The organism is Devosia litorisediminis (assembly GCF_018334155.1).
Lineage (GTDB): Bacteria > Pseudomonadota > Alphaproteobacteria > Rhizobiales > Devosiaceae > Devosia > Devosia litorisediminis.
The window spans coordinates 1,689,296-1,713,325 of sequence record NZ_JAGXTP010000001.1; the positions used below are offsets into that span (position 1 = coordinate 1,689,296).

24 protein-coding genes are annotated in these 24,030 nt (G+C 60.8%); 11 read left to right on the forward strand and 13 right to left on the reverse strand.

Annotated elements, in window-relative coordinates; all coding sequences use genetic code 11:
* Nucleotides 1-2 precede the first annotated feature (2 nt).
* The 3 genes from KD146_RS08070 (at nucleotide 3) to KD146_RS08080 (ending at nucleotide 4,467) form a co-directional block, all read left to right on the forward strand.
* Nucleotides 3-2,390: an efflux RND transporter permease subunit gene (locus KD146_RS08070; protein WP_212658182.1), complete on the forward strand. Its 2,388-nt coding sequence runs from the start codon at nucleotides 3-5 to the stop codon at nucleotides 2,388-2,390.
* A gap of 117 nt (nucleotides 2,391-2,507) precedes the next feature.
* A complete protein-coding gene (locus KD146_RS08075) occupies nucleotides 2,508-3,029 on the forward strand; it encodes a hypothetical protein (RefSeq protein WP_212658183.1) in 522 nt (173 codons plus the stop codon).
* A 112-nt stretch (nucleotides 3,030-3,141) separates the two neighbouring features.
* On the forward strand, nucleotides 3,142-4,467 hold the full coding sequence (locus tag KD146_RS08080) for a sensor domain-containing diguanylate cyclase (RefSeq protein ID WP_249327614.1): 1,326 nt from the start codon (nucleotides 3,142-3,144) through the stop codon (nucleotides 4,465-4,467).
* 76 nt (nucleotides 4,468-4,543) lie between these two features.
* On the opposite strand, the gene ssb is transcribed toward KD146_RS08080, so the two are convergent.
* On the reverse strand, nucleotides 4,544-5,047 hold the full coding sequence (ssb, locus tag KD146_RS08085; protein ID WP_212658184.1) for a single-stranded DNA-binding protein: 504 nt from the start codon (nucleotides 5,045-5,047) through the stop codon (nucleotides 4,544-4,546).
* 286 nt (nucleotides 5,048-5,333) lie between these two features.
* Complete coding sequence (locus KD146_RS08090; protein ID WP_212658185.1) at nucleotides 5,334-5,681, reverse strand: hypothetical protein; 348 nt, start codon at nucleotides 5,679-5,681, stop codon at nucleotides 5,334-5,336.
* Between the two features lie 134 nt (nucleotides 5,682-5,815).
* Between KD146_RS08090 and KD146_RS18555 the strand changes: the two genes are divergently transcribed.
* The 5 genes from KD146_RS18555 (at nucleotide 5,816) to KD146_RS08110 (ending at nucleotide 10,511) form a co-directional block, all read left to right on the forward strand.
* Nucleotides 5,816-5,995 carry a ribonuclease H1 domain-containing protein gene (locus tag KD146_RS18555; RefSeq protein WP_427857063.1) on the forward strand — a complete coding sequence of 60 codons (180 nt, stop codon included), beginning with the start codon at nucleotides 5,816-5,818 and terminating at the stop codon, nucleotides 5,993-5,995.
* Nucleotides 5,996-6,140: 145 nt separating this feature from the next.
* Nucleotides 6,141-9,035, forward strand: coding sequence for an excinuclease ABC subunit UvrA (uvrA, locus tag KD146_RS08095; RefSeq protein WP_212658186.1), 2,895 nt, complete (start codon nucleotides 6,141-6,143; stop codon nucleotides 9,033-9,035).
* 255 nt (nucleotides 9,036-9,290) lie between these two features.
* The gene (locus tag KD146_RS08100; protein WP_212658187.1) at nucleotides 9,291-9,443 is read left to right on the forward strand and encodes a hypothetical protein; all 153 of its coding nucleotides are present in this window, start codon (nucleotides 9,291-9,293) and stop codon (nucleotides 9,441-9,443) included.
* A 198-nt stretch (nucleotides 9,444-9,641) separates the two neighbouring features.
* Complete coding sequence (locus KD146_RS08105) at nucleotides 9,642-9,791, forward strand: DUF1127 domain-containing protein (RefSeq protein WP_212658188.1); 150 nt, start codon at nucleotides 9,642-9,644, stop codon at nucleotides 9,789-9,791.
* A gap of 159 nt (nucleotides 9,792-9,950) precedes the next feature.
* A complete protein-coding gene (locus KD146_RS08110; RefSeq protein WP_212658189.1) occupies nucleotides 9,951-10,511 on the forward strand; it encodes a type 1 glutamine amidotransferase domain-containing protein in 561 nt (186 codons plus the stop codon).
* Here the strand turns inward: KD146_RS08110 and KD146_RS08115 are convergent.
* Nucleotides 10,508-11,161: a glutathione S-transferase family protein gene (locus KD146_RS08115; protein ID WP_212658190.1), complete on the reverse strand. Its 654-nt coding sequence runs from the start codon at nucleotides 11,159-11,161 to the stop codon at nucleotides 10,508-10,510. The two genes, KD146_RS08110 and KD146_RS08115, sit on opposite strands and share 4 nt — an antisense overlap.
* A 95-nt stretch (nucleotides 11,162-11,256) precedes the next feature.
* Here KD146_RS08115 and trmFO point away from each other — a divergent pair, with 95 nt between their 5' ends.
* Together trmFO and KD146_RS08125 are read left to right on the forward strand one after the other, a co-directional pair.
* Nucleotides 11,257-12,642, forward strand: coding sequence for a methylenetetrahydrofolate--tRNA-(uracil(54)-C(5))-methyltransferase (FADH(2)-oxidizing) TrmFO (trmFO, locus tag KD146_RS08120; RefSeq protein WP_212658191.1), 1,386 nt, complete (start codon nucleotides 11,257-11,259; stop codon nucleotides 12,640-12,642).
* The gene (locus tag KD146_RS08125) at nucleotides 12,639-13,091 is read left to right on the forward strand and encodes a YiiD C-terminal domain-containing protein (RefSeq protein WP_212658192.1); all 453 of its coding nucleotides are present in this window, start codon (nucleotides 12,639-12,641) and stop codon (nucleotides 13,089-13,091) included. Before trmFO ends, KD146_RS08125 begins: the two co-directional genes overlap by 4 nt.
* Here KD146_RS08125 and KD146_RS08130 read toward each other — a convergent pair.
* The 4 genes from KD146_RS08130 to yajC all read right to left on the reverse strand — a co-directional run bounded on the left by KD146_RS08130 (nucleotide 13,088) and on the right by yajC (nucleotide 17,309).
* Complete coding sequence (locus KD146_RS08130; RefSeq protein WP_212658193.1) at nucleotides 13,088-13,933, reverse strand: phytoene/squalene synthase family protein; 846 nt, start codon at nucleotides 13,931-13,933, stop codon at nucleotides 13,088-13,090. The two genes, KD146_RS08125 and KD146_RS08130, sit on opposite strands and share 4 nt — an antisense overlap.
* A 1-nt stretch (nucleotide 13,934) precedes the next feature.
* The gene (locus KD146_RS08135) at nucleotides 13,935-14,324 is read right to left on the reverse strand and encodes an Mth938-like domain-containing protein (RefSeq protein ID WP_212658194.1); all 390 of its coding nucleotides are present in this window, start codon (nucleotides 14,322-14,324) and stop codon (nucleotides 13,935-13,937) included.
* A 7-nt stretch (nucleotides 14,325-14,331) separates the two neighbouring features.
* Nucleotides 14,332-16,893 (reverse strand): protein translocase subunit SecD, encoded by a 2,562-nt coding sequence (gene secD, locus KD146_RS08140; RefSeq protein ID WP_212658195.1) that lies wholly within the window; start codon nucleotides 16,891-16,893, stop codon nucleotides 14,332-14,334.
* 65 nt (nucleotides 16,894-16,958) lie between these two features.
* Nucleotides 16,959-17,309: a preprotein translocase subunit YajC gene (gene yajC, locus KD146_RS08145; RefSeq protein ID WP_212658196.1), complete on the reverse strand. Its 351-nt coding sequence runs from the start codon at nucleotides 17,307-17,309 to the stop codon at nucleotides 16,959-16,961.
* A gap of 201 nt (nucleotides 17,310-17,510) precedes the next feature.
* On the opposite strand from yajC, the gene KD146_RS08150 reads away from it, so the two are divergent.
* Entirely contained in the window at nucleotides 17,511-18,392 is an 882-nt protein-coding gene (locus KD146_RS08150; RefSeq protein ID WP_212658197.1) for an ATP-binding protein, read from the forward strand.
* 51 nt (nucleotides 18,393-18,443) lie between these two features.
* Here the strand turns inward: KD146_RS08150 and KD146_RS08155 are convergent, their stop codons facing one another.
* The 6 genes from KD146_RS08155 to tatA all read right to left on the reverse strand — a co-directional run bounded on the left by KD146_RS08155 (nucleotide 18,444) and on the right by tatA (nucleotide 23,970).
* Nucleotides 18,444-19,709 (reverse strand): M23 family metallopeptidase, encoded by a 1,266-nt coding sequence (locus KD146_RS08155; RefSeq protein ID WP_212658198.1) that lies wholly within the window; start codon nucleotides 19,707-19,709, stop codon nucleotides 18,444-18,446.
* Nucleotides 19,710-19,877: 168 nt separating this feature from the next.
* Nucleotides 19,878-20,645, reverse strand: coding sequence for a 5'/3'-nucleotidase SurE (surE, locus tag KD146_RS08160; RefSeq protein ID WP_212658199.1), 768 nt, complete (start codon nucleotides 20,643-20,645; stop codon nucleotides 19,878-19,880).
* Nucleotides 20,645-21,973 carry a serine--tRNA ligase gene (gene serS, locus KD146_RS08165; protein ID WP_212659155.1) on the reverse strand — a complete coding sequence of 443 codons (1,329 nt, stop codon included), beginning with the start codon at nucleotides 21,971-21,973 and terminating at the stop codon, nucleotides 20,645-20,647. Before serS ends, surE begins: the two co-directional genes overlap by 1 nt.
* 112 nt (nucleotides 21,974-22,085) lie before the next feature.
* The gene (gene tatC / locus KD146_RS08170; RefSeq protein WP_212658200.1) at nucleotides 22,086-22,904 is read right to left on the reverse strand and encodes a twin-arginine translocase subunit TatC; all 819 of its coding nucleotides are present in this window, start codon (nucleotides 22,902-22,904) and stop codon (nucleotides 22,086-22,088) included.
* Nucleotides 22,905-22,907: 3 nt separating this feature from the next.
* Nucleotides 22,908-23,720 (reverse strand): Sec-independent protein translocase protein TatB, encoded by an 813-nt coding sequence (gene tatB / locus KD146_RS08175; RefSeq protein WP_212658201.1) that lies wholly within the window; start codon nucleotides 23,718-23,720, stop codon nucleotides 22,908-22,910.
* A 43-nt stretch (nucleotides 23,721-23,763) separates the two neighbouring features.
* Complete coding sequence (gene tatA / locus KD146_RS08180) at nucleotides 23,764-23,970, reverse strand: twin-arginine translocase TatA/TatE family subunit (RefSeq protein ID WP_212658202.1); 207 nt, start codon at nucleotides 23,968-23,970, stop codon at nucleotides 23,764-23,766.
* Between the last annotated feature and the right edge of the window lie 60 nt (nucleotides 23,971-24,030).

Consider the following 24,030-nt stretch of genomic DNA (forward strand, 5'->3'; position numbering starts at 1 on the left):
CGGTGCGTGAGGAAAGTTGGGTCAACCGCCTGTGGAGGCGGATCGCGTATGACCGTTCGATCGGTTTTGGATTTGAACATGTCGGCCTGACCACACTTCGCTTTCCCCGCATCATGGCGCTGATCGCGCTGGCCTTCACCATTCTGTGCTTCACGCAATTGCCGCGCGCCAATGTTGATGGCGACCTGATGCGGGTCTATGCGCATTCGGGCCATTACTATGATGCCTATGAGCGCCTGTCCGAGACCTTCGGCACCTTCGAAAACGACATCTATGTGCTGGTCAACTCGCCCAGCCTGACCGACCCCGCGACGCTGGAAAAAGTGCGCGAGCTCGCCTTTGATCTTGAGCTGAACGAATTCGCCGTCGGCAGTATGTCGCCGTTCACGCTGCGCAAGCCCAGTGGCGAGGGCGGTTCTGTGCCTGCCGTGCCCGAGGGCATGACCGATTTTGCCCAGGTGGCCCGCGCGCTCAGCGATCTGCAGCAGAATGATCCGATGATGCGCAATCTGATCACGCCGGACCTGACCGGAATGGTGCTGATCATGTTCCCCAATCAGGCCATGACCAAAGGGGATGGCACCAAGGCCATGCTCGTCAGCCTGCGGGAGATGCTGTCCTATTATGAGGGCGATGATCTGCAGATCGAGCTGACCGGGCCGCCGATCTGGACCTCGGAAATGCTCAATGCGGCTGTCGACGACCAGATCAAATTCACCGTCTACGGCTTTGCGCTGGGCGCGCTGATTGCCCTGCTCGCCCTACGTTCGCTGACGGGCGCGCTGTTGGTGGCTGCCACGCCCTTTGTGGCCGTGATGTGGTCGATGGGCTCGGTGATCATGATGTTCGGCTCGTTCTCGTTTTTGACCATCATCGTGACCACGCTGGTAATCGTGATGGCGTTCGCGGAGTCGATGTTCTTCATCTTCAACTGGCTGGCCTATTGGCGCGACGGCATGGAGCCGCACAAGGCGGTCGATGCCACGCTCAAGCTGGTGGGTCCGGCGACGGCGCTGACCACGCTGACCACGCTGGTGGCGTTCGTTTCGCTATATTTCTCGCCCGGTCAGGGCGTGCAGGAGTTTGCCATTGCCGGGGCGATGGGCTGCTGCATCGTGTTTCTGTGCCTGATGACGGTGATGCCGCTGCTGCTCAAGATGGCGTTGCAGCTGGGGTTCAAGCTGCCGCGCACCCCCAGCTTCGCGCTGAACGCGCCCGTGCCCGTGGCCTGGAAGCTGGCAACGAAATTGGGGCGGCCGATTACCGTGCTGTCAGTGGTGCTGGTGGGGCTGCTGTTTGTGCCCTATTTCCTGATCCAGCCACGGTTCTCGCTGCAGGATTTCATGGCGCGCGGCTCCGATGCAATGAGCGCAGCCGAAGAGATCGATCAGGGCGTTGGTGGCGTCGCCCCGCTTTATGTGCGGGTGCCGCTGGCCGACAATGATCCCAATCTGAGCACGCGCGATTTCGAGACCCTGCGCACCGTGCATGAGATCATCGAGGGCGAGCTGGGCGAGAACAAGGTGATCTCGATCGCCAGCATGTCCAACTACACCGATAACGGCTTCAGCCGTGAGGACGTGTTCGACGCGGTGGGACCATTCATGAAGCGGCGCTTCATTACCGAAGACGGCACGCAGGGGCTGGTGACCGGCTTCATGGCGACCATTATCGAGAGCGATGCGCTCAAACAGATGGTGGCGCGGATCGATGACAAGCTGGCCGATGCGGGCATTGCCGACGCCGAGATTGGCGGCTTTCGCGTACTGACCACATTTGCCACCGACGACATCGTGCGCTCGCTGCAGATCTCGCTGTCGATCAGCGTGGTCATCAACATCTTCCTGATCGGCTTCGCCTTTGGCTCGATGCGGGTGGCCGTGGCGTCGATCGTGCCCAACATGTTCCCGATTCTGGGCACCGAGGCCTATCTCTGGCTGAGTGGCTCGGGGCTGCAGCTGACCACGGTGATCGCACTGACCATCGCCTTTGGCATCGCGGTCAACGACACCATCCATTTCCTCAGCCACTATGTGCATGGGCGGCGCGAGGAACATCGCGACCATCTCGGCTCGGTCAAAAACACCATGGAGCGCATCGGCGGGGCCATCGTGGCGACCACGGTTATCCTGTGCGTGGGCACCATCATCGTGGCATTTTCCGAGCTGCCGCAGGTGGCGCTGTTCGGTACGCTGTTCGTGCTGTCACTGGCGCTGGCGCTGATCGGCGATCTGTTCATGCTGCCGGCCATTCTGGTGGCAGGGGCAAAGTTCTTTGCGCCACTGGGCCGGATCCGCGTGCGCACCGCCGACCATGATCCCACACCCGATGATCCCACCGGCGACACACTGACCGGGCGCGGCCCCTATCCGGTCCGTCCTGAACCATGAGCGCGCTTGTAAGAGTTTGCCGGGCACGGCTAGATTGCCCCGGCTTGATTCTGGGGTGCCATCCCGATCATGCAATAAATCTGCCGGGGGGCATGATTTTCTTGGAGGCCTAAGGCGATGAAGTGTTTCGGACGGCTGGCGCGCGGCGCCGCGTTGACGGGTCTGCTGGTGATGGGTGGCGCAGCCCCCGCCTTTGCCGGCCCCGCCGAGGTGGCGTTGCTGCAAACCTATATCGGGGAATGGCGTGGCCGGGGCACGCTGACCGGCGCCAATGTCGAAACGGTGGTCTGCCGTCTTTCGCTCAAGCAGGGCAATCAGGACAAGGTCAATTACAGCGGCCGTTGCAGCCTGGCGGGCACCCAGCTGACCGTGGCGGGCACCATGGCCTATATCGCGGCCAGCAAGCGCTATGAAGCCGTGATGAGTTCAAACGCCACCTTCCGCGGCGTCGCTGTGGGGCAGAAGCGCGGCAGCAATCTGATCTTCAATCTGCAGGAACGCGACGAGGATGAAGATGGCAAGGAACTGGCCATTTCAGCACAGATCAATCTGCAGTCCGACGCCATCAAGGTGGTGTTCGATGTGATCTATGTCGAGAATGGCGACAGCCTGCGCGCCGAGGTTCCCTTCACCAAATAATCCAGACGCCGGCGCGCTGGGCGCAATGCGCCCGGCTCATCCCAGTTGCAGAAAGTCTTAACCGGCGATCGACTAGAATAAGCGCGACAACCGAGTATTTGGGTCGCGTAATTTGAGCAGCCTTGCCGCCACGACTATCCGGCGCCCGCGCACAACCGAAAAGACTGCCACCGATCCGGTGTTGGCGGTGCTGTCGCGGCTATGTGCACTGCTCGATATCGACAGCGTCACCCTCTCCCGCATTGAAACCGATGGGTTTCGGCTGCTGGCCGCCAGTGGTGCCAGCCCGGATACTAGACTTCTCGGCCCCTGGATGAAGCGCGCCGCGGCCAGTGACGGCCCGCTGATCGTCGCCGATATCGCCCGCAGCCAGGGTAGCCCTGCCGCGCTGGGCTTTTATGCCGGCATGGTGCTGCCAACGGGCGACGACAAGATCAAGCTACTGCTCAGCCTGAGCGATGCCCGCCCCCGCAGCGAGGCCATGGCGCATCGGCTTGCCGGGTTGGCCATCGAGGTCACCAGCGACGCCACCATTAACCGGCTGGCCCGCCAGATCGCGCAGCACAAGGCTCAACTCGCGCTTGAACAGAACCAGTTCGAACGCGCCTCACAGACTGCCAAGATCGGCATCTGGTCCTGCGACCTCGCCGATGAATCCCTGAACTGGACGGACAGCGTCTACGACCTGTTCGAGTTGCCACGCGGCAGCGAGCTGAGCCGTGACGTCACGCTACGGCACTATACGGACCAATCCCGGCAGACGATGGAGGCCGCGCGCGCCCAAGCCATCGCCAATTGCAGTGATTTCACGGTCGATGCGGAAATCATCACCGCCAGTGGCGCTCGCCGCTGGATGCGCCTGACCGGCAATGTGGAAGCCCGCGATGGCGTCGCCGTCCGTATCTTCGGAATGAAGCAGGACATTACCGAGGAAAAGCTGCTGGCGGACAAGACCCGCTATCTGGCCGAAACCGATGTGATGACCGGGCTGGCCAATCGCAGTCAGTTTCAGACCCGGCTCGGTAATCTGGCGGTTGCGCCGATTGGCGGCCTGCTGCTGGTGGATCTGGACGGTTTCAAGCAGATCAATGACAGCTTCGGCCATGCGCTGGGCGATCAATGCCTGCGGGAAGCTGCAAGGCGTTTGACGGCGTGTTGTGACCAGGCCAGCCTGCTGGCTCGCATTGGCGGGGATGAATTCGCCGTACTGATGGGCCCCAAGCAGACCGAGAGCGAAATCTCGGCGCTTGGCGATCGTATCGTGAAGGCCGTGGGTCAGCCCTATGAGCATAATGGTCACGCCATCGCGCTGAGCGCATCGGTCGGGGTGGCATGCCACCGTCGCGGCACGGCCGACGATCTGTTCCATGATGCAGATACCGCCCTCTATGCCGCCAAGGCTGCCGGACGCAATACAAGCCGCACCCACAAGCACTGACCGCATCTATCAGGCCACAAAAAAGGGGCTGCTTGCGCAACCCCTTTGAGCATTCCGGTATCGACGCGTTCGCGCCTTAGAACGGGATATCGTCGTCCATGCCGCCGGGCTCGAAAGCCGGAGCATTGGCCTGGGGCCGACGCGCACCGCCGCCGCCGCCACCATTATTGTTGTCGCGGGCGCCGCGGAAACCGCCGCCATCGCCGCCACCTGCATTATCGCCATCGCCACGACCGTCAAGCAGGGTCATGGTCGAGTTGAAGCCCTGCAGCACGATCTCGGTGGAGTATTTGTCCTGACCGGACTGATCCTGCCATTTGCGGGTCTGCAACTGGCCTTCGATATAGACCTTGGAGCCCTTGCGCAGATAGCTTTCGGCGACGCGCGCCAGACCTTCCGAAAAGATCACCACGCGGTGCCATTCGGTCTTCTCACGGCGCTCGCCGGTGTTCTTGTCTTTCCAGTTCTCCGAGGTGGCGATGGACAGATTGACCACCTTGCCACCGCTGGGGAGATTGCGGACCTCTGGATCCGCGCCGAGATTGCCGACCAGGATCACCTTGTTGACACTGCCTGCCATCGCTCATTCCTTTTTCAATTCAGCCCCGGACTGCCTGGTTGCGGGGCGCTTACTTACGGTTGTGCAGACCCTACCCACCCAGCGCGTGGGCTTATTGATCAAGGGCTGCAGAGATAGGTGGTTATAGCGCTTCACTTGACCGGGCGCGCGCGGGAACAGCGTGTTTTAAACACATAAGAAAGGCGCTGCACCGGTCGTGCTCGGCATATGTTCACATTATGTTCCGGGCGCCGAATTTGTCAAGCGCCCCGAGGTTGTGTGCCTCGAGGCGCTGGACTGGGCAGGATCAGGCGTCGGCGAGCGCCAGTGCGCAGGCATTGGCCAGATCGCGATTGGGGTCTTCTGCGCCAAGCGGTGTCGCCCAGCCCGACTTCTCGATGATGCCGCGGCGCGAATAGGTCGAGGCTTCCTTGAGGTCGGCCAGAACGGTGACGCGATTGGCTGCCGACGTCGACTGCTGCACGCAATAAGGGGTCAGCGCTGTCGCGACGTCGGAGGCCGACTGGGTCGATGCCATCTCTTGGGCGCTACCGCCAGTGACCCAACCGCCCCAGTTAAAGCCAACAATGGCAAGGGCAATGGCGCCGGCTGCCGCGCCGTAAAGCGCAGGTTTCGTCCATACGGGGATGTGCATAAAAGTCCGATCTGTCTCGGGAGAGGCCCGCAGTATTGCAGGCCCGAACGTCAGCCTAACACGTGCTGGCGCCCCTAGGGGAACCGATTGCCCTCGCTCGCGCTGACTGCTGCTGACACATCCTGTCAGCAGCATTGTATCAAACCAATGCGATCCAATCGGGCACCTGGCGCGTTGCAGTTTGGAACGGTGCGCGCAGTGGCGTGTTCCATAACTGGGCGGATGCAAAACAGTCGAACTTGACCGAATCTGTTGCGTTCCGTTTATGTTCCGATTGCGATATGCGACGTGGCAAGGGTGAGCGGACACGCTAAGGTGAATGTGGTGCCGGGCCGCCATGCGTGAGGCCGGCTTGCGGCAAGGGCCTGCCGCGCCTATTTTCCTGTTCTTCCCGCCCTGCCGAATGACCGTTTGACCGCTGTGCAGCCACTCTGGCGCACCGAGCCATGGACTACAATGATGACGCCAAAGCCCAGCCTGAACCGAGAGATCATCGTACGCGGTGCCCGCGAACACAATCTCAAGGGGATCGACGTGAAGCTGCCACGCGACAGCCTGATCGTCATGACGGGCCTGTCGGGGTCAGGTAAATCGTCGCTGGCGTTCGACACCATCTATGCCGAAGGGCAGCGCCGTTACGTGGAATCACTGTCGGCCTATGCCCGGCAGTTCCTCGAGATGATGCAGAAGCCCGATGTCGAGCATATTGAGGGGCTGAGCCCCGCAATCTCCATCGAGCAAAAGACCACCAGCCGCAACCCGCGTTCTACCGTGGGCACGGTCACCGAAATCTATGATTATCTGCGCCTGCTGTTCGCGCGCGTCGGCGTGCCCTACTCGCCCGCCACCGGCCTGCCCATTGAAAGCCAGACCGTTACCCAGATGGTCGACAAGACCCTTGAACTGGCCGAAGGCACAAGGCTCTACCTGCTGGCGCCCATCGCCCGCGGTCGCAAGGGTGAATACAAGAAGGAACTCGCCGACCTGATGCGCAAGGGCTTCCAGCGCGTCAAGATTGATGGCGAATACCACGAGATCGAAGACGCCCCGGCGCTCGACAAAAAGCTCAAGCACGACATTGAAGTGGTCATCGACCGTCTGGTCATCGGACCCGATATCGCCGGACGACTGGCCGAAAGCTTTGAAACCGCGCTCAAGCTGGCCGATGGCATTGCACTGATCGAGTTTGCCGACGAGAAGAACGAGGATGGCACGCCGCGCCAGCAGACTTTTTCGGAAAAGTTCGCCTGCCCTGTTTCCGGCTTCACCATTGCCGAGATCGAGCCACGCCTGTTCTCGTTCAACAACCCGTTTGGCGCCTGCCCGGTCTGTGATGGCCTGGGCACCGAGCAGAAGATCGACTCCGATCAGATCGTGCCCGATCCAACGCTGTCGCTGCGCGATGGCGCCATTCTGCCTTGGTCCAAGACCAGCGCACCCTATTACAAGCAGACACTGAGCGCCGTCGCCAAGCACTTTGGCGCATCGATCGGCACCGCGTGGAACGAGCTGCCCTTCGATGTGCAGCACGCCGTGCTCTACGGCACGGGCAAGACCAAGATTGATTTCGTCTATGAGGACGGTTTGCGCCAGTACAAGACCAGCAAGGTTTTTGAAGGCGTGATCGGCAATCTCGAGCGTCGTTATCGGGAAACCGAGAGCGCCGGCATGCGCGAAGAGATCGAGAAGTACATGTCCGCCAAGCCCTGCGTGGCCTGTGGCGGCTATCGCCTGAAGCCGGAATCGCTGGCAGTCAAGATTGACGGGCTGCATGTCGGTCAGGTCACTGAGAAGTCGATCCGCAGCGCGGCGGAGTGGTTCGAGGCCCTGCCCGAGCGCTTTACCGACAATCAGAAGCTGATCGGCGAGCGCATTCTCAAAGAGATTCGTGAGCGCCTGAACTTCCTGATCGATGTGGGACTGGACTATCTGACCATGGCCCGCAATTCGGGAACGCTGTCGGGCGGCGAGAGCCAGCGCATCCGTCTGGCCAGTCAGATCGGCTCGGGCCTGACCGGCGTGCTCTATGTGCTTGATGAGCCCTCGATCGGTCTGCATCAGCGCGACAATGCCCGACTGCTTGAAACCCTGCAGCGGCTGCGTGATATCGGCAATACGGTCATCGTGGTCGAACATGACGAAGATGCCATCATGACGGCGGACTATGTCGTCGACATCGGCCCCGGCGCGGGTGTGCATGGCGGCCATATCGTGGCTGAAGGCACGCCGCAGGACATCCTCAATCACCCCGATTCGCTGACCGGCAAATATCTGTCGGGCCGCATGGGCATTGCCATGCCAGCCGAGCGCCGCACCGGCAAGCCGGGCAAGGCGCTCAGCATCAAGGGCGCGACGGGCAATAACCTTAAAAACGTTTCGGTGGATGTGCCGCTGGGCATGTTCGTGGCTATTACCGGTGTGTCGGGCGGCGGCAAGTCCACCCTGATGATCGACACCATGTATCAGGCCATTGCGCGCCGGCTGAATGGCGCCCGCGTGGTGCCTGCCCCGCACGAATCCCTGACGGGCCTCGAATTCCTCGACAAGGTCATCGATATCGACCAGTCGCCGATTGGCCGCACGCCGCGCTCCAATCCAGCAACCTATACCGGCGCCTTCACGCCGCTGCGCGAGTGGTTTGCCGGTCTCCCCGAAGCCAAGACACGTGGCTATGGTCCGGGCCGGTTCAGCTTCAACGTCAAGGGCGGGCGCTGCGAGAAATGCCAGGGCGATGGCGTGCTCAAGATCGAGATGCACTTCCTGCCCGACGTCTACGTCACCTGCGACGTATGCAAGGGCAAGCGCTACAACCGCGAAACGCTTGAAGTGCAGTTCAAGGGCAAGTCGATCTCTGACATCCTGGACATGACGATCGACGAAGGCGTCGATTTCTTCTCGGCGGTGCCGACGATTCGCGACAAGTTTGCCACGCTGCAGCGGGTGGGGCTGGGATACGTCAAGATCGGCCAGCCAGCCACCACGCTTTCGGGTGGTGAGGCGCAGCGCGTCAAGCTGTCCAAGGAATTGTCCAAGCGCGCCACCGGTCGCACACTCTATATGCTCGATGAGCCGACCACGGGTCTGCATTTCCACGATGTGGCCAAGCTGCTCGAGGTGCTGCACGAGTTGGTTGAGGGCGGCAATACCGTTGTGGTGATCGAGCACAATCTTGAAGTCATCAAGACCGCCGACTGGGTCATCGATCTGGGACCAGAGGGCGGCGATGGCGGTGGCGAGATTGTGGCAGTAGGTACGCCCGAGGATGTGGCGGCCAATGCGCGTTCGCATACCGGGCACTTCCTCAAGGAGGTGATCGGTCGTCGGCCGCATTTCGCGACCGAGGCTGCCGAGTAGGCCAAAAACGCAGGTAAGTGCATGTCAGTGCTAGCAGTCTGTTAGCCGATAGGTTTCTCTGGTGGCTGGACGCGGTGTGTCCTCCACCGGGCCGAGCCGCCGCATGGCCTGACGCCAAAGTGGCACCAGCACGACAAATTTGTGAAATTGATATGCGCTCTCTGCATGATGCAGTTGACGTTTACGACATGGCGCTTCCGTCCAAATCACCCCATCTTGGGCCTGTCTACAAGACAGCCAAAAGGGAATACGCCGATGTTTGTGAGAGCCGTCTGGCGCGTCAAGCGCCTGGTCGACATCAAGCAGACGTTGCGGGAAATGGACGTTCCCTCAACGCGTGATGCCGATCTACTGGGGATCTCAGGTCCCGACTTTTCGAAAATGACCCGGTCGCTGTTTGATCGCTAGGCTTTTTCGAGCCACCGAATTTGCGATGGCCGCCAAGACGCCAGCCGGCGGCCATCAATGTTTTGCACGGGTTAGAGTTTTGGTAACCACAATTTGCCCAGCCCCGCACAGAACGCATAGCTCATTTGACCATTATCCCACTGCTCATTCTGGTGGCACTGCCCTAAATATAAGCTCGTAAACCAAGGAGACTTCCAAATGAACATTCGCAATACCTTCAAGAAATGGGCCGCTTACCAGCAGACCGTTCGTGAACTCGCCGCTCTCGACAACCGCCAGCTCAACGATCTGGGCATCTCGCGCACCGATATCAATCGCGTTGCACGTGATCATGTCAGCTCGCTCTAAGTCGTCGATTTCAAACCTCCAAGTCGACCCAAACCGAACACCCGCTTCTCTTTGAGATGCGGGTGTTTTGTTGTCCGCGATAGCGTGATCACAAGCCTGAAAGGGCTGGAACTCCTGCAATCCTGACCCGTTGAGCCCGACAACGAACAGGAGTGACCCATGCAGAACCTTACCGGGAAAAACATCGCCATCCTCGCCACCAACGGCTTTGAACAATCCGAGCTGGAAGTGCCGCTGAACACGCTGCGCGACGCAGGTGCCACTGTGCATGTGATTTCGCCAGAGACCGGCGAGATCAAGGGCTGGGACAAGACCGACTGGGGCGATAGCGTGCCAGTCGACAAGGCGCTCTCGAATGCTTCGGCCGACGATTACGACGCCATCGTGCTGCCTGGCGGACAGATCAACCCCGACCTGTTGCGCGTCGAACCCAAGGCAATAGAACTGATCAAAGCTTTCTGGGAACAGAAGAAAGTCGTTGCCGCCGTGTGCCACGCCCCTTGGCTGCTGATCGAAGCCGGTGTGGTGTCGGGTCGCAAGGTGACCTCATATCCATCGATTAAAACCGACGTGATCAATGCAGGTGGTCTGTGGGAAGACAGCGAGGTTGTTGTCGACAAGGGGCTGATCACCAGCCGCAAGCCTGACGATCTGCCTGCCTTCTGTGACAAGATTGGCGAAGAGATTCTCGAAGGCAAACACGAGAGCCGCGCCGCCTAATAGGCGAGCCGACCAATCAATTCCTCATAACTGACCATGACGGCCTGGCGAAAGCCGGGCCGTTGCTGCAGGCGCGCGTACCAGTGTTCAATGCCGGGCATGGAGGGGCGATCGATGTCCATTGTGAACCAGCGAAACAGCGCAACGCCGGCCACGATGTCGGCATAGCTCAGCCTGTTACCGGCAATGAACGCATTGGCGGCGAGATGGTTGTCCAGTTGCAGCATGGCGGCGACCGTCTCGGCATAGGCCGCCACAATGGAAGATACGTCGTGATCGGTCTGCGGGGTGCGTACGACAAGCCAGAACAGCTTGATCCAGGCGGGCTGGAGGGTCGTGGCAGTCCAGTCGGTCCATTGGTCCACAATGGCCCGTCGGGCGGGATCTGGTGGCCAGATCCCGTCATTGCCATAAGCCGCGGCCAGATAACGCACGATGGCATGGCTTTCCCATATCGCCAGCTCGCCATCCTGAAGCGTGGGCACCAGACCATTGGGGTTGAGCGCGCGATAGGCGGGATCGTCGAGACCGCCATGCTCGCCACCAAGTTCTACATGCACATAGAGCAGTTGCAGTTCTTCGAGCGCCCAGATCACTTTCTGGACATTGCACGAGCTTCTGCGCCCCCAAAGTACCAGCTTTCTGGCCATCAACAGCGTCCCCCTGCATGGGACCGTAACACTGCACCCGGGTCAGACCACAGGTCTGTGTTGCGCAGTTCAACGGCGCTTGCTATCTGGCGCTCATGTCCACATCAGAACCTATTCATATCATCGGCGGCGGTCTTGCCGGCTCGGAAGCAGCATGGCAGGCAGCGGAGGCTGGCGCACAGGTCATTCTGCATGAAATGCGACCCGTGCGCGGCACGGACGCGCACCAGACCGACAGCCTGGCCGAGCTGGTCTGTTCCAATAGCTTCCGCTCTGACGACCATGAGCACAACGCCGTCGGCTTGCTGCACGAAGAGATGCGGCGCTGCAATTCGGTAATCATGGCGTGTGCCGACAAGCACCAGATCCCTGCTGGCGGCGCATTGGGCGTTGATCGGCACGGCTTTTCTGCCGCGGTCACCGAGGCTATCGAAAACCACCCCAACATCACCATGGCGCGCGAAGAAGTGGCCGGCATGCCGCCCGAAGACTGGCGCAATGTGATCATTGCGACCGGCCCACTTACCTCACCGGCGATGGCGGATGCGATTCTGGCCAAGACGGGTGAAGATGCGCTGGCCTTCTTTGACGCCATCGCGCCGATTGTGCATTTCGACAGCATCAATATGGACATAGTCTGGGCGCAGTCGCGCTACGACAAGGCCGGTCCGGGCGGCACGGGTGCCGACTATCTGAACTGTCCGATGAACAAGGAGCAGTACTACGCCTTTGTCGAGGCGCTAAAGACTGCTCCGCTGCATGAATTCAAGGACTGGGAAAAGGTCCCCTATTTCGATGGCTGCCTGCCGATTGAAGTGATGGCAGAACGCGGCGAGGAAACACTGCGGCACGGCCCGATGAAACCGGTCGGGTTGACCAATCCGCGCGACCCGCTGGTCAAGAGCTATGCCATCGTGCAGCTGCGTCAGGACAATGCACTGGGCACGCTATGGAACATGGTGGGGTTCCAGACCAAGATGCGCTACGGCGTTCAGGCGGAAATCCTTCGCATGATCCCGGGCCTCGAGAATGCGCAGTTTGCGCGTCTGGGGGGGCTGCATCGCAATACCTTCCTCAATTCGCCCAAAGTTCTAGGACCGGACCTGAAACTGAAAGCTGATCCCCGAATTCGTTTCGCGGGTCAGGTCACCGGCGTTGAGGGCTATGTAGAAAGTGCCGCAGTAGGGCTGATCACCGGTCGCCTCGCGGCAGCTGAAGCGCGTGGTGAGACCATGGCCACGCCGCCAAATACCACTGCATTGGGCGCTCTGGTTGCCCACATCACCGGCGGACACATCGAGTCCGAGAGTTATAGTGGCGCGCGCAGCTTCCAGCCAATGAACGTCAATTTCGGTCTGTTCCCACCGGTCACGGTTACCAAACCGGAAGGCGTCACCCGTTGGCGCGGGCCGGAAAAGACGCAGGCAAAGCGCAGGGCGATCACCTCGCGGGCGCTTGAGGATCTGAAAGCCTGGGTATGACACCGGCAGAGCTCGAAACCTATCTGCACGATCATATCCCGCTTTCTCGGGCGATGGCGGTGCGGGTGGTTGCGATTGCCGATACGAGCGTGACGCTGGGCGCGCCGCTGGCACCCAATATCAACCACCGGGACACGGTGTTCGGTGGCAGTGCCTCGGCCGTAGCGATCCTCTCAGCCTGGTGTCTGCTGCACTTGCGCCTGACAGCTGCGGGTCGACCAAGTCGCGTTGTCATCCAACGCAACACGATAGATTATCTGGCCCCCATTGCCGGAGACTTCACGGCGCGCTCGGCACTACCACCAGATGCCGATTGGGACCGCTTCTCGCGCCTGTTGGCGCGTCGCGGCGTGGCGCGGATCAGCGTTGATGCAGAACTTGATTATGAGGGCGCCGTAGCAGGTCGTCTGTCCGGCGACTTCGTCGCATTCGGCAATGAGCGCCTTTAGCGGTTGCGCCAAGCCCACCAGGCCAGTCGGGTAATCTTGCGCCAATCTGCGTCGTCTGGTGCGGCCGCAAACGGCGCCCGCGAGCGTTGCTCGAGAAGCCGATACTGCGCCTTGAGCACTGCAATTGGCGCGAAGGCTGGCTTGAGATGGGCCGGCAAATTCGCAATGGCCGTCTCGGCCTTGATCAGATGGCCAGAAGCCAGTTCAGAAATCTGGCCCAGCGCCTCTGAAAGCCCCTCGCTGTCCGTGCCAGCGAATATCTCGCCTTCCTGCACGCCATTGGCCGCGAAAATGGTCCAGGGCAGCATGATGCGCCCCTGAGCGGCGAAGTGGCCAAAACCACGCAGATGACCGATCATCGCATGAGCGACGCCAAGATGCCCCGCCGCGTCGCCGGTCTCGATGGTCTCGCCATCATTGAGGATCATGGCGGCCAGTTGATACAGCGTGGATACCGTCTCCCCAGCATAACCCTCAAAGCTCTCAAGATCAGGCATCGGGTCATCATATAGATCGAAACGTCGCGCCCCCAGCAGACGCAACAGCGTGCCGGCGGGTATGTTGTAGCGGGCAATGGTATCGAGCAGCGCATCAGCTACCGGATTTTGCCGAACCGCCCCGTGGCCCTCGCCATCGAGCGCATCACTCCACCATTGCAGCCGGATTTCGCCAGGCGCCGGATCCGACACGCGCTCGCGCGTGGAGGCGACATCGGCGTTAAAGGCGTAGAGCGCGGTGACGGCGTCGCGATGTGCACCAGTCAGCACCAGTGTCGAAAGGTAGCGGTCACGATCCCCGCTGCGCAGGGCGTCCGCTGCGTGAACAAAGCTCTCAGCACTCATCTCACCGGACCTTGTCGACCGCAATCAACGCGGCCGCCACGGCACGATGCTCGGCCAACAAGACATTATAGGTGCGTACGGCGCTGCCGGTTGTAATGGCCTCGACGATGATACCCTGCTCGCGCAGTGCCGCCCGAACATCGGGCGACAGTCCGGTGATGTCGTGTCCCAGACCAATCATGAGTACATCGATGTCGTCAGCGGCGGCCAATACCGGTGCCAGGCTGTCCAGCGTGATATCGGCCGGGGTAGCGACACTCCAGCCGAGCATGCCGGTGGGCAGGCAGAGCAACGAGCCACGGTGCGACATCTCGGCAAAGCGGAACCCGCTATTGCCATAGGCGTCGATGCCGACCTGATCGGGAAAGTGGCCGGGGGTGGTTTCGGTCATGAGAGCCTCAGACCGCCGCGCCATCCGTGGGATCGGTCAACTCCGTGCCATCCTTGTCGCCAGCCTGATCCAGACGGGTGGTAACACCGAGATAGATCAGGATCGGTGCGGCGATGAAGATCGACGAATAGGTACCGACCAGCACGCCCCAAGCCATCGAGATGGTGAAGCTGCGGATCACATCGCCACCAAACACCACCAAAGCCATCAGCGCGATGAAGGTGGTCGATGCTGTCAGGATGGTACGCGGCAGGGTCGAGTTGATCGAGATATCGATGATCTCGGGCAAGCCGATCTTCTTGTACTTCATGCGGTATTCGCGGATGCGGTCGTAAATCACGACGGTATCGTTGAGTGAGTAACCGACAATGGTCAGGATCGCGGCGATACTGGACGCGTTGAACTCCAGCCCGACAAAGGCGAACAGGCCGATGGTAAGGATCACGTCGTGACCCGTCGAGATGATCGCACCAACCGCGAACTGCCACTCGAAGCGGAACCAGAGATAGACCAGAATGCCGAGCAGCGCGACACCAAGGCCGATGGCCCCGGTGATGGCCAGTTCGCTCGAAACCGTGGGGCCAACGGTTTCAGTACCGCGAGTCACGTAGCCAGCATCCTCGATGGTCTGCTGCACCAAATTGACAGCATCCTGCTGGGCAGATGCGCCGCCGTCCTGGGTCTGAACGCGCACCAGAAGCCGGTCGGTCTCACCAAAGCCCTGCACCTGGATTTCACCAAGATCGAGCGCCGAGAGCGCTTCGCGGATCGCACCGGGTTCGGCTGTGCCGTCGGTGGCCTGGATTTCCATGGCGGAACCGCCGCGGAAATCAATGCCGAGATTGAGGCCGTGATAGCCAAACCAGCCCAGCGACAGGATCGAGGTGATGATCGAGAAGGCAATCGCGTATTTGCGAATGCCCATGAAGGAGATCTTGGTGCCGTCCGGGATCAGGCGCACCAGCTGAATGCGCAGGGTCTTGGGGCGAGCCCAATTGTACCAGCGACCAACGATGAACAGGGTCACCATATAAGCGGTGAACAAAGTCGTCAGAATACCCAGAGCCAGCGTGACGGCGAAGCCCTGAACCGGGCCCGAGCCGAGGTAGAACAGAACCACGGCAGCAATCAGCGTGGTAATGTTGGCATCCAGAATGGTGGCCATGGCGCGCTGGAAGCCCGCTTCAATGGCGGAAATCTTGCTCCGTCCGGCAGCCAGTTCCTCACGTATGCGCTCGAAGATCAGCACATTGGCGTCAACCGCCATACCGATGGTCAGAACGATACCGGCGATGCCGGGCAGCGTGAGGGTTGCACCAAGCATGGACAGAGCAGCCAGGATCAGCACGACATTGAGCATCACTGCAATGTCGGCAAACACACCGAACAGACCATAGGCGATGACCATAAAGACGATCACTGCGATCGCGCCGATGATACCGGCGGTGACACCTGCACGGATAGAATCCGCGCCAAGACCGGCACTGACCGAGCGCTCTTCAACGATATCGAGGCTGGCGGGCAAAGCACCACCACGCAGCAGCACGGCAAGGTCGTTGGCGGTAGCGGTGGTGAAGCTGCCGCTGATCTGGCCCGAACCACCGGTAATGGGCGACTGGATCACAGGGGCAGTGATAACCTGGTTGTCGAGCACGATAGCGAAACGCTGGCCGACATTGTTCGAGGTGATCTGGCCGAAGGCAATGGCGCCGCGGGTGTCGAAGCGGAAACTCACGACGGGCATGGCGCGCTGCTGGTCATAGCTGGGCTGCGCGTCCACCAGGGATTCGCCACCAAGGGCGATGTCTTCATAGAGCAGTTCGCTGCCGCCATCCTGGCTGGGCAGGATCATGGTGCCGGCAGGCAGACCCTGGGCATCGGCCTGCGCGGCTGTCATGCCGGGATAGACCATGTGGAAAGTCAGGCGCGCAGTGCGCGAAATAATGTCCTTGAGACGCGTGGAGTCGCCAAAGCCCGGGACCTGCACCAGAACACGATTATTGCCCTGACGCTGAATGGTCGGCTCGGTTGTGCCCAGCTCGTCAATACGATTGCGGATAACTTCGATCGACTGCGCGACCAGAGCGGACATGCGGTCGTCGATACCCTCCTGGGTCAGCGCCACGGTGATCCGCCCGTCAGCAGCGGGCTCGATGGTCAGTTCCTGGACGCCGGAGGTCGAGAACAACGTACCCCCGACCGAATTCTGCAGGCCTGCCAGCGCGGTCAGCGCAGTGTCAGCCTGTGTCGGGTCGGTCAGTTCGATCGAAATCGAGCGCGAGACCTCGTCGGTGGTGATCAGATTGCCGATGCCATTGTCATTGGCCAGAATGCTGCGGGCGTCGCGGCGAAGGTCCGCCAGGCGCTCTGTGACAATGCCATCCTGATTGACCTCCAGCAGCAGATGCGAGCCGCCCTGCAAATCAAGGCCCAGGACGATGGTCTGCGACGGCAGCCAGCTCGGCCATGCGTCCCGCACGGTTTGCGGCAAAAAGCTCGGCAGGGCGAAGAAGAAGCCCAGCAGAGTGACAGCAATGATGATGGCGGTACGGACCGGCGAGAACTGCATTTAAGTCGTCCTGGAAGGAAAAAAGCCGGAGCCCTTAGGCTCCGGCAACATTCGGGAGCCTGTTATCAGGCTGGCTTGTTGTCGTTGACCGGCTCAGCCTTGGAGCGGACATCAGAGACCATGCCGCGCACGATCTTGACCTTCACGCCCGAGGCGATCTCGACTTCAAGATCTTCGCCATCAACAGCCTTGGTGACCTTGCCGATGATACCGCCGGTGGTGACCACGGTGTCGCCGCGACGGATCGCTGCCAACATGGCCTGCTGGGCTTTCAGACGCTTCTGCTGTGGGCGGAAGATCAGGAACCAGAAGATCACGACCAGGAGCAGAATCGGCATCAACTGAATGAAGATGTCACCGATGCCACCGGTACCGGCGGCGCCGGCTGCCTGGGCGTAAGCGGGCGTTACAAACATAGCGAGTTCCTTGAGTTTTTCTTGGTTTGGGAGGGACTGCGCCAGTCAATCCACAGCGCTGCGCGAGGCACTGGACGCATGTGGGGCTGGTTGCACTTGCGCCCCGGTCAAAATCGGGCGGACTATACATTTGCGACCCAGTGATTGCAAAGGCATTCCGGACGCCGCAAATTGCCGCGCCGAGCTTGAGGATAGACAGCGTTGAAGAGCAAAGACCACCTGGCCGAAATCAGTGCCAAACTAGATGCGATTGCCCAGGCATTGCAGGCGCTGGCGCCCGATAAAACACCACAGGCCCCTGCCCTGGGCACGGCCAATGCCTATCACTGGGATGGCGATTCGGGAGAATTGCTGGCCGTACCGCAGGTCAGTCGCGTACCTTTGGCCATGCTCAAGGGCATTGACGCAGTGCAGGACATCTTGCTGCGCAATACCGAACAGTTTGCGCGCGGTCACGGCGCCAACAATGCGCTGCTATGGGGCGCACGCGGCATGGGCAAGAGCTCGCTGGTCAAAGCGATTCACGGCGACATCAGCGAACGAAGCGAGGATGGATTTGAACGACTGGTGCTGATCGAGATTGCGCGGGAAGACCTTGAGACCCTGCCCGTCCTGATGCGCCGCATCGCCAATGAGCGCGCGCGTTTCATCGTCTTCTGCGACGATCTGAGCTTTGATACCGGCGAAACCAGCTACAAATCGCTCAAGACCATTCTTGATGGCGGACTGGAGGGGCGGCCGAGCAATGCCCTGTTCTACGCCACATCGAACCGGCGCCATCTGATGCCACGGGACATGATCGAAAACGAGCGTTCGACGGCCATCAATCCCGGCGAGGCCGTCGAAGAGAAGGTGTCGCTATCGGACCGCTTCGGTCTGTGGCTGGGGTTCCACAATTGCGATCAGCCGACCTTCCTGACCATGGTGCATGCCTATGCGGCCCATTACGGTCTGGAACTGGACGAGGAAACCTTGCGCGCAAGGGCCATTGAGTGGGCCGCAACACGCGGCGCGCGATCGGGTCGCGTCGCCATTCAACTTGTCCGCACACTGGCTGGTGAAATGGGCAAATCCGCCACCTAAAGCAAAAGCCCCCGCAATTGCGGGGGCTTTGTATTGTCTGACGATCAGTGCCTAGCTGGCGAGCAGCGGAACCGGATCGACCGGTGTCGCACCCTTGCGCAGCTCAAAGTGCAGCTGCGGCTTGGTCACCGAGCCGGTCTTGCCGGCAGCGCCGATGGTATCACCGCGGCTGACATTGGTGCCCTTGGCAACATTCATTGAACCGAGATGAGCGTAGGCTGAGACGTAGCCATTGGGGTGGCGGATCAGGATCAGATTGCCATACCCCTCAACGCCCGAACCGACATAGATGACGGTGCCGTTTTCGGCGGCCTTGATCGAGGCACCCTCTGCGGCTTCAATATTGATGCCGGTGCCCTTGGAAGCAGCGAAATCGACCAGCACACGGCCACTGACGGGCCAGCGGAACTTGTCACTGCCGGACATGACTGGTTCTGCGGCAGGTGCTGCAGCAACCTTGACGGGTTCAGCCGTGGCAGGGGCCGCAACTGGAGCAGGAGCGGCAGCCGGGGCCGCGGTGGCCTGCAATGTATTGGGCGCAGCCTGTGGCAGGGTCTGCTGGGCCGGAACAGGGGCGATTGTCTCGCTGACCGACGCCGTCCTGGCGACGGGAGCCTTGGTGGAGAGCAGATCGGCGCGACCCGGGATGATCACCTTCTGACCAACGACGATCTTGTCGGGTGATTCCAGGCTATTGGCCTGAACCAGCGACTGGGTCGTCACCTCATAGCGGCGGGCAATCGTATAGAGCGATTCACCGCTGGCGATGGTGTGGGTAAAGGTCCCACTGGTAGCCGGCGCTGATGGCGTCACCGCAGCCAGCGTTGGCACCGAATTATTGGTCGGCATGCTGCCAAGGGCAGCGGGAGACGGCATGGTAGCCGAAGCGACGGCGGGCTGTGCTTGCATGGCTGGAACGGATCCCTGGGGCGAAGAACTCAGAACTGGTAGATTTTGCGACTGAACGGTAGGCGCAGCACCGCCGCTCGCCATGGGCGTGATCGGCTGGCTGAATGCGGGTTGTGTCGGCTGACCCCAGAGCGGCTGAACCGTTCCGGACTGCCCCATTGAACCACCGACATTGGCCGGTGGCAGGAACTGGGCGTCAGCCACCATGTTCTGCGGCGCGCCAAGGCTGGCCGGCATGGGCTGATTAAATGATTGGGGAGCGGCCTGCGGGAGCGCGCCAGTCGTGGTGGGGTCGCCAAAGGCGCGACTACCCAGACTGGAACACCCGGACAGGGCAACGGCAGCAACCAGAAGGCCAGCCATCGCAACGGCACCCTTGGGTGCCCGACGGGATACGCGGATACTCATCAGCTTACTCGTACGCAGGTACTCAACACGAATTTGAGACTAGGCCGGTAAGGTAAAGACGAGTTTAAGGCCGATGCGATTTGAGCAAAATCGAACAGCATCGATTCCGGATTGAGTAAGGTTAAGAATGCGGGCCTGTGCAAATCGCCCGCCAACCCGCGCTTTGCGCTACAGTGTCAGCGTGCCATTGAGGCGCTCGGCCAGCCCCATATCCGTCTGCTGCAGCAGAAGCGGCGTGACGGTGACATAGCCGTCCCGGCGCATGGTTTCAAAATCGGCGCCGCGATCGAGCGGCAATGGAGTCTGTGGAATGGCAACGAAGAACTTGCCGGCATTGTCGCTGGGATAATAGCTGAACGGCGACCGTGAGAAGCGCTGCAGCGGCACTACGGCGATGCCCTTGGTGGTGGCGGGGTCACAGAACGGGAAGTTGACGTTGTAGTAGTGCTCCCGCCCTTGTGCGGCAGCAATGACCGCGCGGGCAGCAGCCAGACCATGTGCCTTGGCATTGGACCAGTCGACATCGCGACTGATCTCGTAATCGACCCCCTGACTCATGGCGATGCCGATAGCGCCCTGCATGGCGCCCTCACGGGCTCCCGCTGCGGTGCCCGAGCAATTGACGATGTCACCAAGGTTCTGCCCCGCATTGACCCCAGAGAGCACCACATCGGCGGGCCGGTCACCCAGCAGATGGGTCATGCCGGCCACCACGCAGTCGGCGGGCGACCCGCCGACCACGGCAAAGGTGCGGGCATCGCGCTGGTCGATTGTCAGTTCGTGGCCAAAGCTGAGCCGGTGCCCCGCCCCTGACTGATTGCCATCCGGGGCAACAATCCAGACGTCGTCACTGAGCGCCCGCGCGATGTCGGCCATGATGGCGATGCCGGGCGCATCCACACCGTCGTCATTGGTGATGAGGATGCGCAGGCCCATTACTGGCCACCAATCGCGGTCAGACCGCCCATATAGGGCTGCAGCACGTCCGGCACGCGAACAGTGCCATCTTCCTGCTGGTAGTTTTCCAGTACGGCAATCAGGCAGCGGCCAACAGCAGTACCCGAGCCATTCAGGGTATGGACAAAGCGCGGCGCCTGCTTCTCACCAGCGGGACGATAGCGAGCGTCCATACGGCGTGCCTGGAAGTCACCACACACCGAAACCGACGAAATCTCGCGATAGGCATTCTGGCCCGGCAGCCACACTTCTAGATCGTAGGTGCGCTTGGCGCCGAAACCGACATCACCGGTGCACAGGTCCATGACCCTGTAATGCAGGCCGAGCTTTTGCAGCACGGCTTCTGCACAGCCCAGCATGCGCTCATGCTCCTCAATCGAGGTTTCCGGGGTGGTGATGGAGACCATCTCGACCTTGTTGAACTGGTGCTGGCGTAGCATGCCGCGCGTATCGCGACCGGCAGATCCGGCTTCGGAACGGAAGCACGGGGTCAGCGCCGTCATGCGCAGCGGCAGTTCGTCTTCGGACAGGATCGCTTCGCGCACCAGATTGGTCAGCGGCACTTCGGCAGTAGGGATCAGGGCAAGGCGCGAGTCGCCATGCGGGGTGAAGAACAGATCGTCTTCAAACTTGGGCAGCTGGTTGGTGCCGAACAGCGCTTCGTCGCGCACCAACAGTGGCGGCTGGACTTCAATATACCCATGCTGGGTGGTGTGCAGGTCGAGCATGAACTGGCCCAGGGCGCGTTCAAGTCGGGCGATCTGGCCCTTGAGCACGACAAACCGGCTACCCGAGAGTTTGGCCGCAGCTTCAAAGTCCATGTCGCGCGCGGCGACGCCAACCTCGTAATGCTCCTTGGGCGTGAAGCTGAAGCTGGGCTTTGGCGCGCGCTGCCTTGCGGCCGTTTCGGCCGTGCCATTGGCACCAAAATACTCGACATTGTCGGTTTCATCGGCGCCATCGGGCACGTCGTCGAACACCAGATTGGGAATGACGGCGAGGGCATCGTGCAGTTCGCGCTCCACGGCGCGCTCATCGGCTTCACCCTGCGGGATGAATTCCTTGAGCTGGGCTACCTCTGCCATCAGTGCCTGAGCCTTGGCTTCGTCTTTTTGCGCCTTGGCCTGACCAATCTGCTTGGACAGCGCATTGCGCTGTTCCTGGGCTTCATTGAGACGCTGGATAATCTCGCGCCGCCGATCATCGATGGCGAGCAGTTCAGACGCACTGGCAGAGCCTCCTTTGCGCCGTGATACGGCAGCGTCGAAGGCTTCGGCGTTGGCTCTGATCCACTTGATATCGAACATGGCTGTTACGGGCACCGCCCGCCTCTGATTGGTACAGGCTAAAAGCTGGCTCGTGGCGCGCCTGCGAGGCCACGAGGGATACTACCCCCCCGGCCCCGGACAGGCTGAGGGTCTATTCGGACGATGAGCCGGAGGTTTCCGCTTCCTGCTCGGCCAAAGCCGCGGCACGGCGGCGCTCGACCATCCGTACGGACAAGATCGAGAGTTCGTAGAGCAGGTACATAGGCAGGGCAAGGCCAAGCTGGGAGATCGGATCGGGCGGGGTGATGAAGGCAGCAAAGGTCACGATTGCCACGATAGCGTAGCGACGGCCCTTCTTGAGCAGTTCAACATTGACCAGATCGATCTGCGCCAGCAGCGTCAGCACGACAGGCAGTTGGAAACAGATTCCGAACGCCAGAATGAGCAGCATGGCCAGACCGAGATATTCGCTGACGCTCGTCAGCATCTCGATATCGTCGGTCTGCATACCGGCAAAGAAGTGCAATGCCATGGGCAGCACGACCAGATAAACCAGCGCCGCACCGGCGAGGAAGAAGATCGGAGTCGCTACAAGATAAGGGATAAACGCCTTGCGTTCATGCTTGTAGAGGCCGGGCGCCACGAACATGTAAATCTGGCTGGCAACAAAGGGGAAGCCCAGGAAAATGGCGCCGAACAGGGCGACATTGAGATAGGTGAAGAACAGCTCCTGCGGCGCCGTGAAGATCAGATTGGCGCCCGGTACGGAGCGCTTATAGGGGATCAGCAGCCACTCGTAGATGGTGCTGGCGAAGATGAAACAGAATGCCATCAACACCACGATCGCGATGGCCGAATAGATCAGCCGCTTGCGCAGTTCGACCAGATGCTCGAGCAAAGGCGCTTCGCTGCCTGCGAGTTCGTCCGGGGTTTCGGCGCTCTTGTCTTCAATCTGCTTGGGATCGGCCATGGTCTATTCGTCCCCGGCCTTGGCGGCGGTTTTCGGTGCGGCCTTGGGCGTTGCGGCAGCCCTGGATTTGGCCGGAGCGCGCTTTTTCAGCGCCGACTTGGCGGGGGTGACGTCGGCGTCAGCCCCGGTCGCGGCAGCCTTAGCTGGCGCAGTCTTTTTAGCTACCGGCGCCGCCTTCTTGGCAGCGGGCTTCCTGGCGGGTGTCGGCTTTTTAACGTCGGCGGCGGTGTCAGCAACAGCTGGCAGGTCACCGCTGGTCACAGGGCTGGTCGGCGCTGCCTTGGCCTTGGCGGGGGCCTTGCGGGCCGCTTTTGGCTTTGCTGCAGGCTTGTCAGCGGCCGCCGCAGGCTTATCGGCCTTGGCGGCTGGCTTGCCAAAGGTTGCCGAAGAGGTCTTGGGCGCCGGGCCGGCAGGCTTGAAACCGGCTTCCCTGGCAATTTCGTCGGCTGTCTTTGGCTTGGCGGGCTCGCTCATGCCAGCCTTGGCCTTGATCTCGTCAACGACGCTTTCCGCATCGGGATCGGCTGGCTTGATGACGCCGGACGGCTTGGCGCCAGTCGGCGTCATCGCGTTGAATTCCTTGCGGATTTCATCAGACGTCTTTTTAAGCGGCGCGGTGATCGAGTTGCGTAGATTGCGCACCTCGTCCAGCCCCGTGGTCTTGTTGATCTCGCGCTGGAACTCAGTACCCATACGCCTGATCTGACCCGCGACCTTGCCAATGCGGTTCATCACCACTGGCAGGTCTTTCGGCCCGATCACAATCAACGCCATGACGCCGATCACCAGCATCTCTGTCCAGCCCAAGCCGAGCATAGTCTTTATTCCTCAAAGCAAAGGCGCGACGGTCAGGAACGTCCTAGACGTCCTTTTTTTCAGGCTGAGCAGTCTCAGTGGTCGTCGCGACACGCTCAACAGGCTTGTCGTCGTCATCCTTCATGCCCTTCTGGAAGGCTTTGATGCCCGAGGCAACTTCACCCATCATGCCGGAGATCTTGCCGCGACCAAACAGCAGGATCACGACGACGGCAACAACGAGAATACCCCAAATTCCTGGCGCGTGCATTTTCAACTCCCTAAAACTTTTTCAGAACGCGTTACACGCGAAGATATAGGCCAGAAATAG

Coding starts and splice junctions, on each gene's coding strand:
- trmFO (WP_212658191.1), top strand. CDS start 11,257: ATGTCCACATCAGAACCTATTCATATCATCGGCGGCGGTCTTGCCGGC.
- secD (WP_212658195.1), bottom strand. CDS start 16,893: ATGCAGTTCTCGCCGGTCCGTACCGCCATCATCATTGCTGTCACTCTG.
- serS (WP_212659155.1), bottom strand. CDS start 21,973: ATGTTCGATATCAAGTGGATCAGAGCCAACGCCGAAGCCTTCGACGCT.
- surE (WP_212658199.1), bottom strand. CDS start 20,645: ATGGGCCTGCGCATCCTCATCACCAATGACGACGGTGTGGATGCGCCC.
- yajC (WP_212658196.1), bottom strand. CDS start 17,309: ATGTTTGTAACGCCCGCTTACGCCCAGGCAGCCGGCGCCGCCGGTACC.
- KD146_RS08105 (WP_212658188.1), top strand. CDS start 9,642: ATGAACATTCGCAATACCTTCAAGAAATGGGCCGCTTACCAGCAGACC.
- KD146_RS08155 (WP_212658198.1), bottom strand. CDS start 19,709: ATGAGTATCCGCGTATCCCGTCGGGCACCCAAGGGTGCCGTTGCGATG.
- uvrA (WP_212658186.1), top strand. CDS start 6,141: ATGACGCCAAAGCCCAGCCTGAACCGAGAGATCATCGTACGCGGTGCC.
- tatC (WP_212658200.1), bottom strand. CDS start 22,904: ATGGCCGATCCCAAGCAGATTGAAGACAAGAGCGCCGAAACCCCGGAC.
- KD146_RS08130 (WP_212658193.1), bottom strand. CDS start 13,933: ATGAGTGCTGAGAGCTTTGTTCACGCAGCGGACGCCCTGCGCAGCGGG.
- tatA (WP_212658202.1), bottom strand. CDS start 23,970: ATGCACGCGCCAGGAATTTGGGGTATTCTCGTTGTTGCCGTCGTCGTG.
- KD146_RS08090 (WP_212658185.1), bottom strand. CDS start 5,681: ATGCACATCCCCGTATGGACGAAACCTGCGCTTTACGGCGCGGCAGCC.
- KD146_RS08115 (WP_212658190.1), bottom strand. CDS start 11,161: ATGGCCAGAAAGCTGGTACTTTGGGGGCGCAGAAGCTCGTGCAATGTC.
- KD146_RS08110 (WP_212658189.1), top strand. CDS start 9,951: ATGCAGAACCTTACCGGGAAAAACATCGCCATCCTCGCCACCAACGGC.
- ssb (WP_212658184.1), bottom strand. CDS start 5,047: ATGGCAGGCAGTGTCAACAAGGTGATCCTGGTCGGCAATCTCGGCGCG.
- KD146_RS08075 (WP_212658183.1), top strand. CDS start 2,508: ATGAAGTGTTTCGGACGGCTGGCGCGCGGCGCCGCGTTGACGGGTCTG.
- tatB (WP_212658201.1), bottom strand. CDS start 23,720: ATGCTCGGCTTGGGCTGGACAGAGATGCTGGTGATCGGCGTCATGGCG.
- KD146_RS08100 (WP_212658187.1), top strand. CDS start 9,291: ATGTTTGTGAGAGCCGTCTGGCGCGTCAAGCGCCTGGTCGACATCAAG.
- KD146_RS08135 (WP_212658194.1), bottom strand. CDS start 14,324: ATGACCGAAACCACCCCCGGCCACTTTCCCGATCAGGTCGGCATCGAC.
- KD146_RS08125 (WP_212658192.1), top strand. CDS start 12,639: ATGACACCGGCAGAGCTCGAAACCTATCTGCACGATCATATCCCGCTT.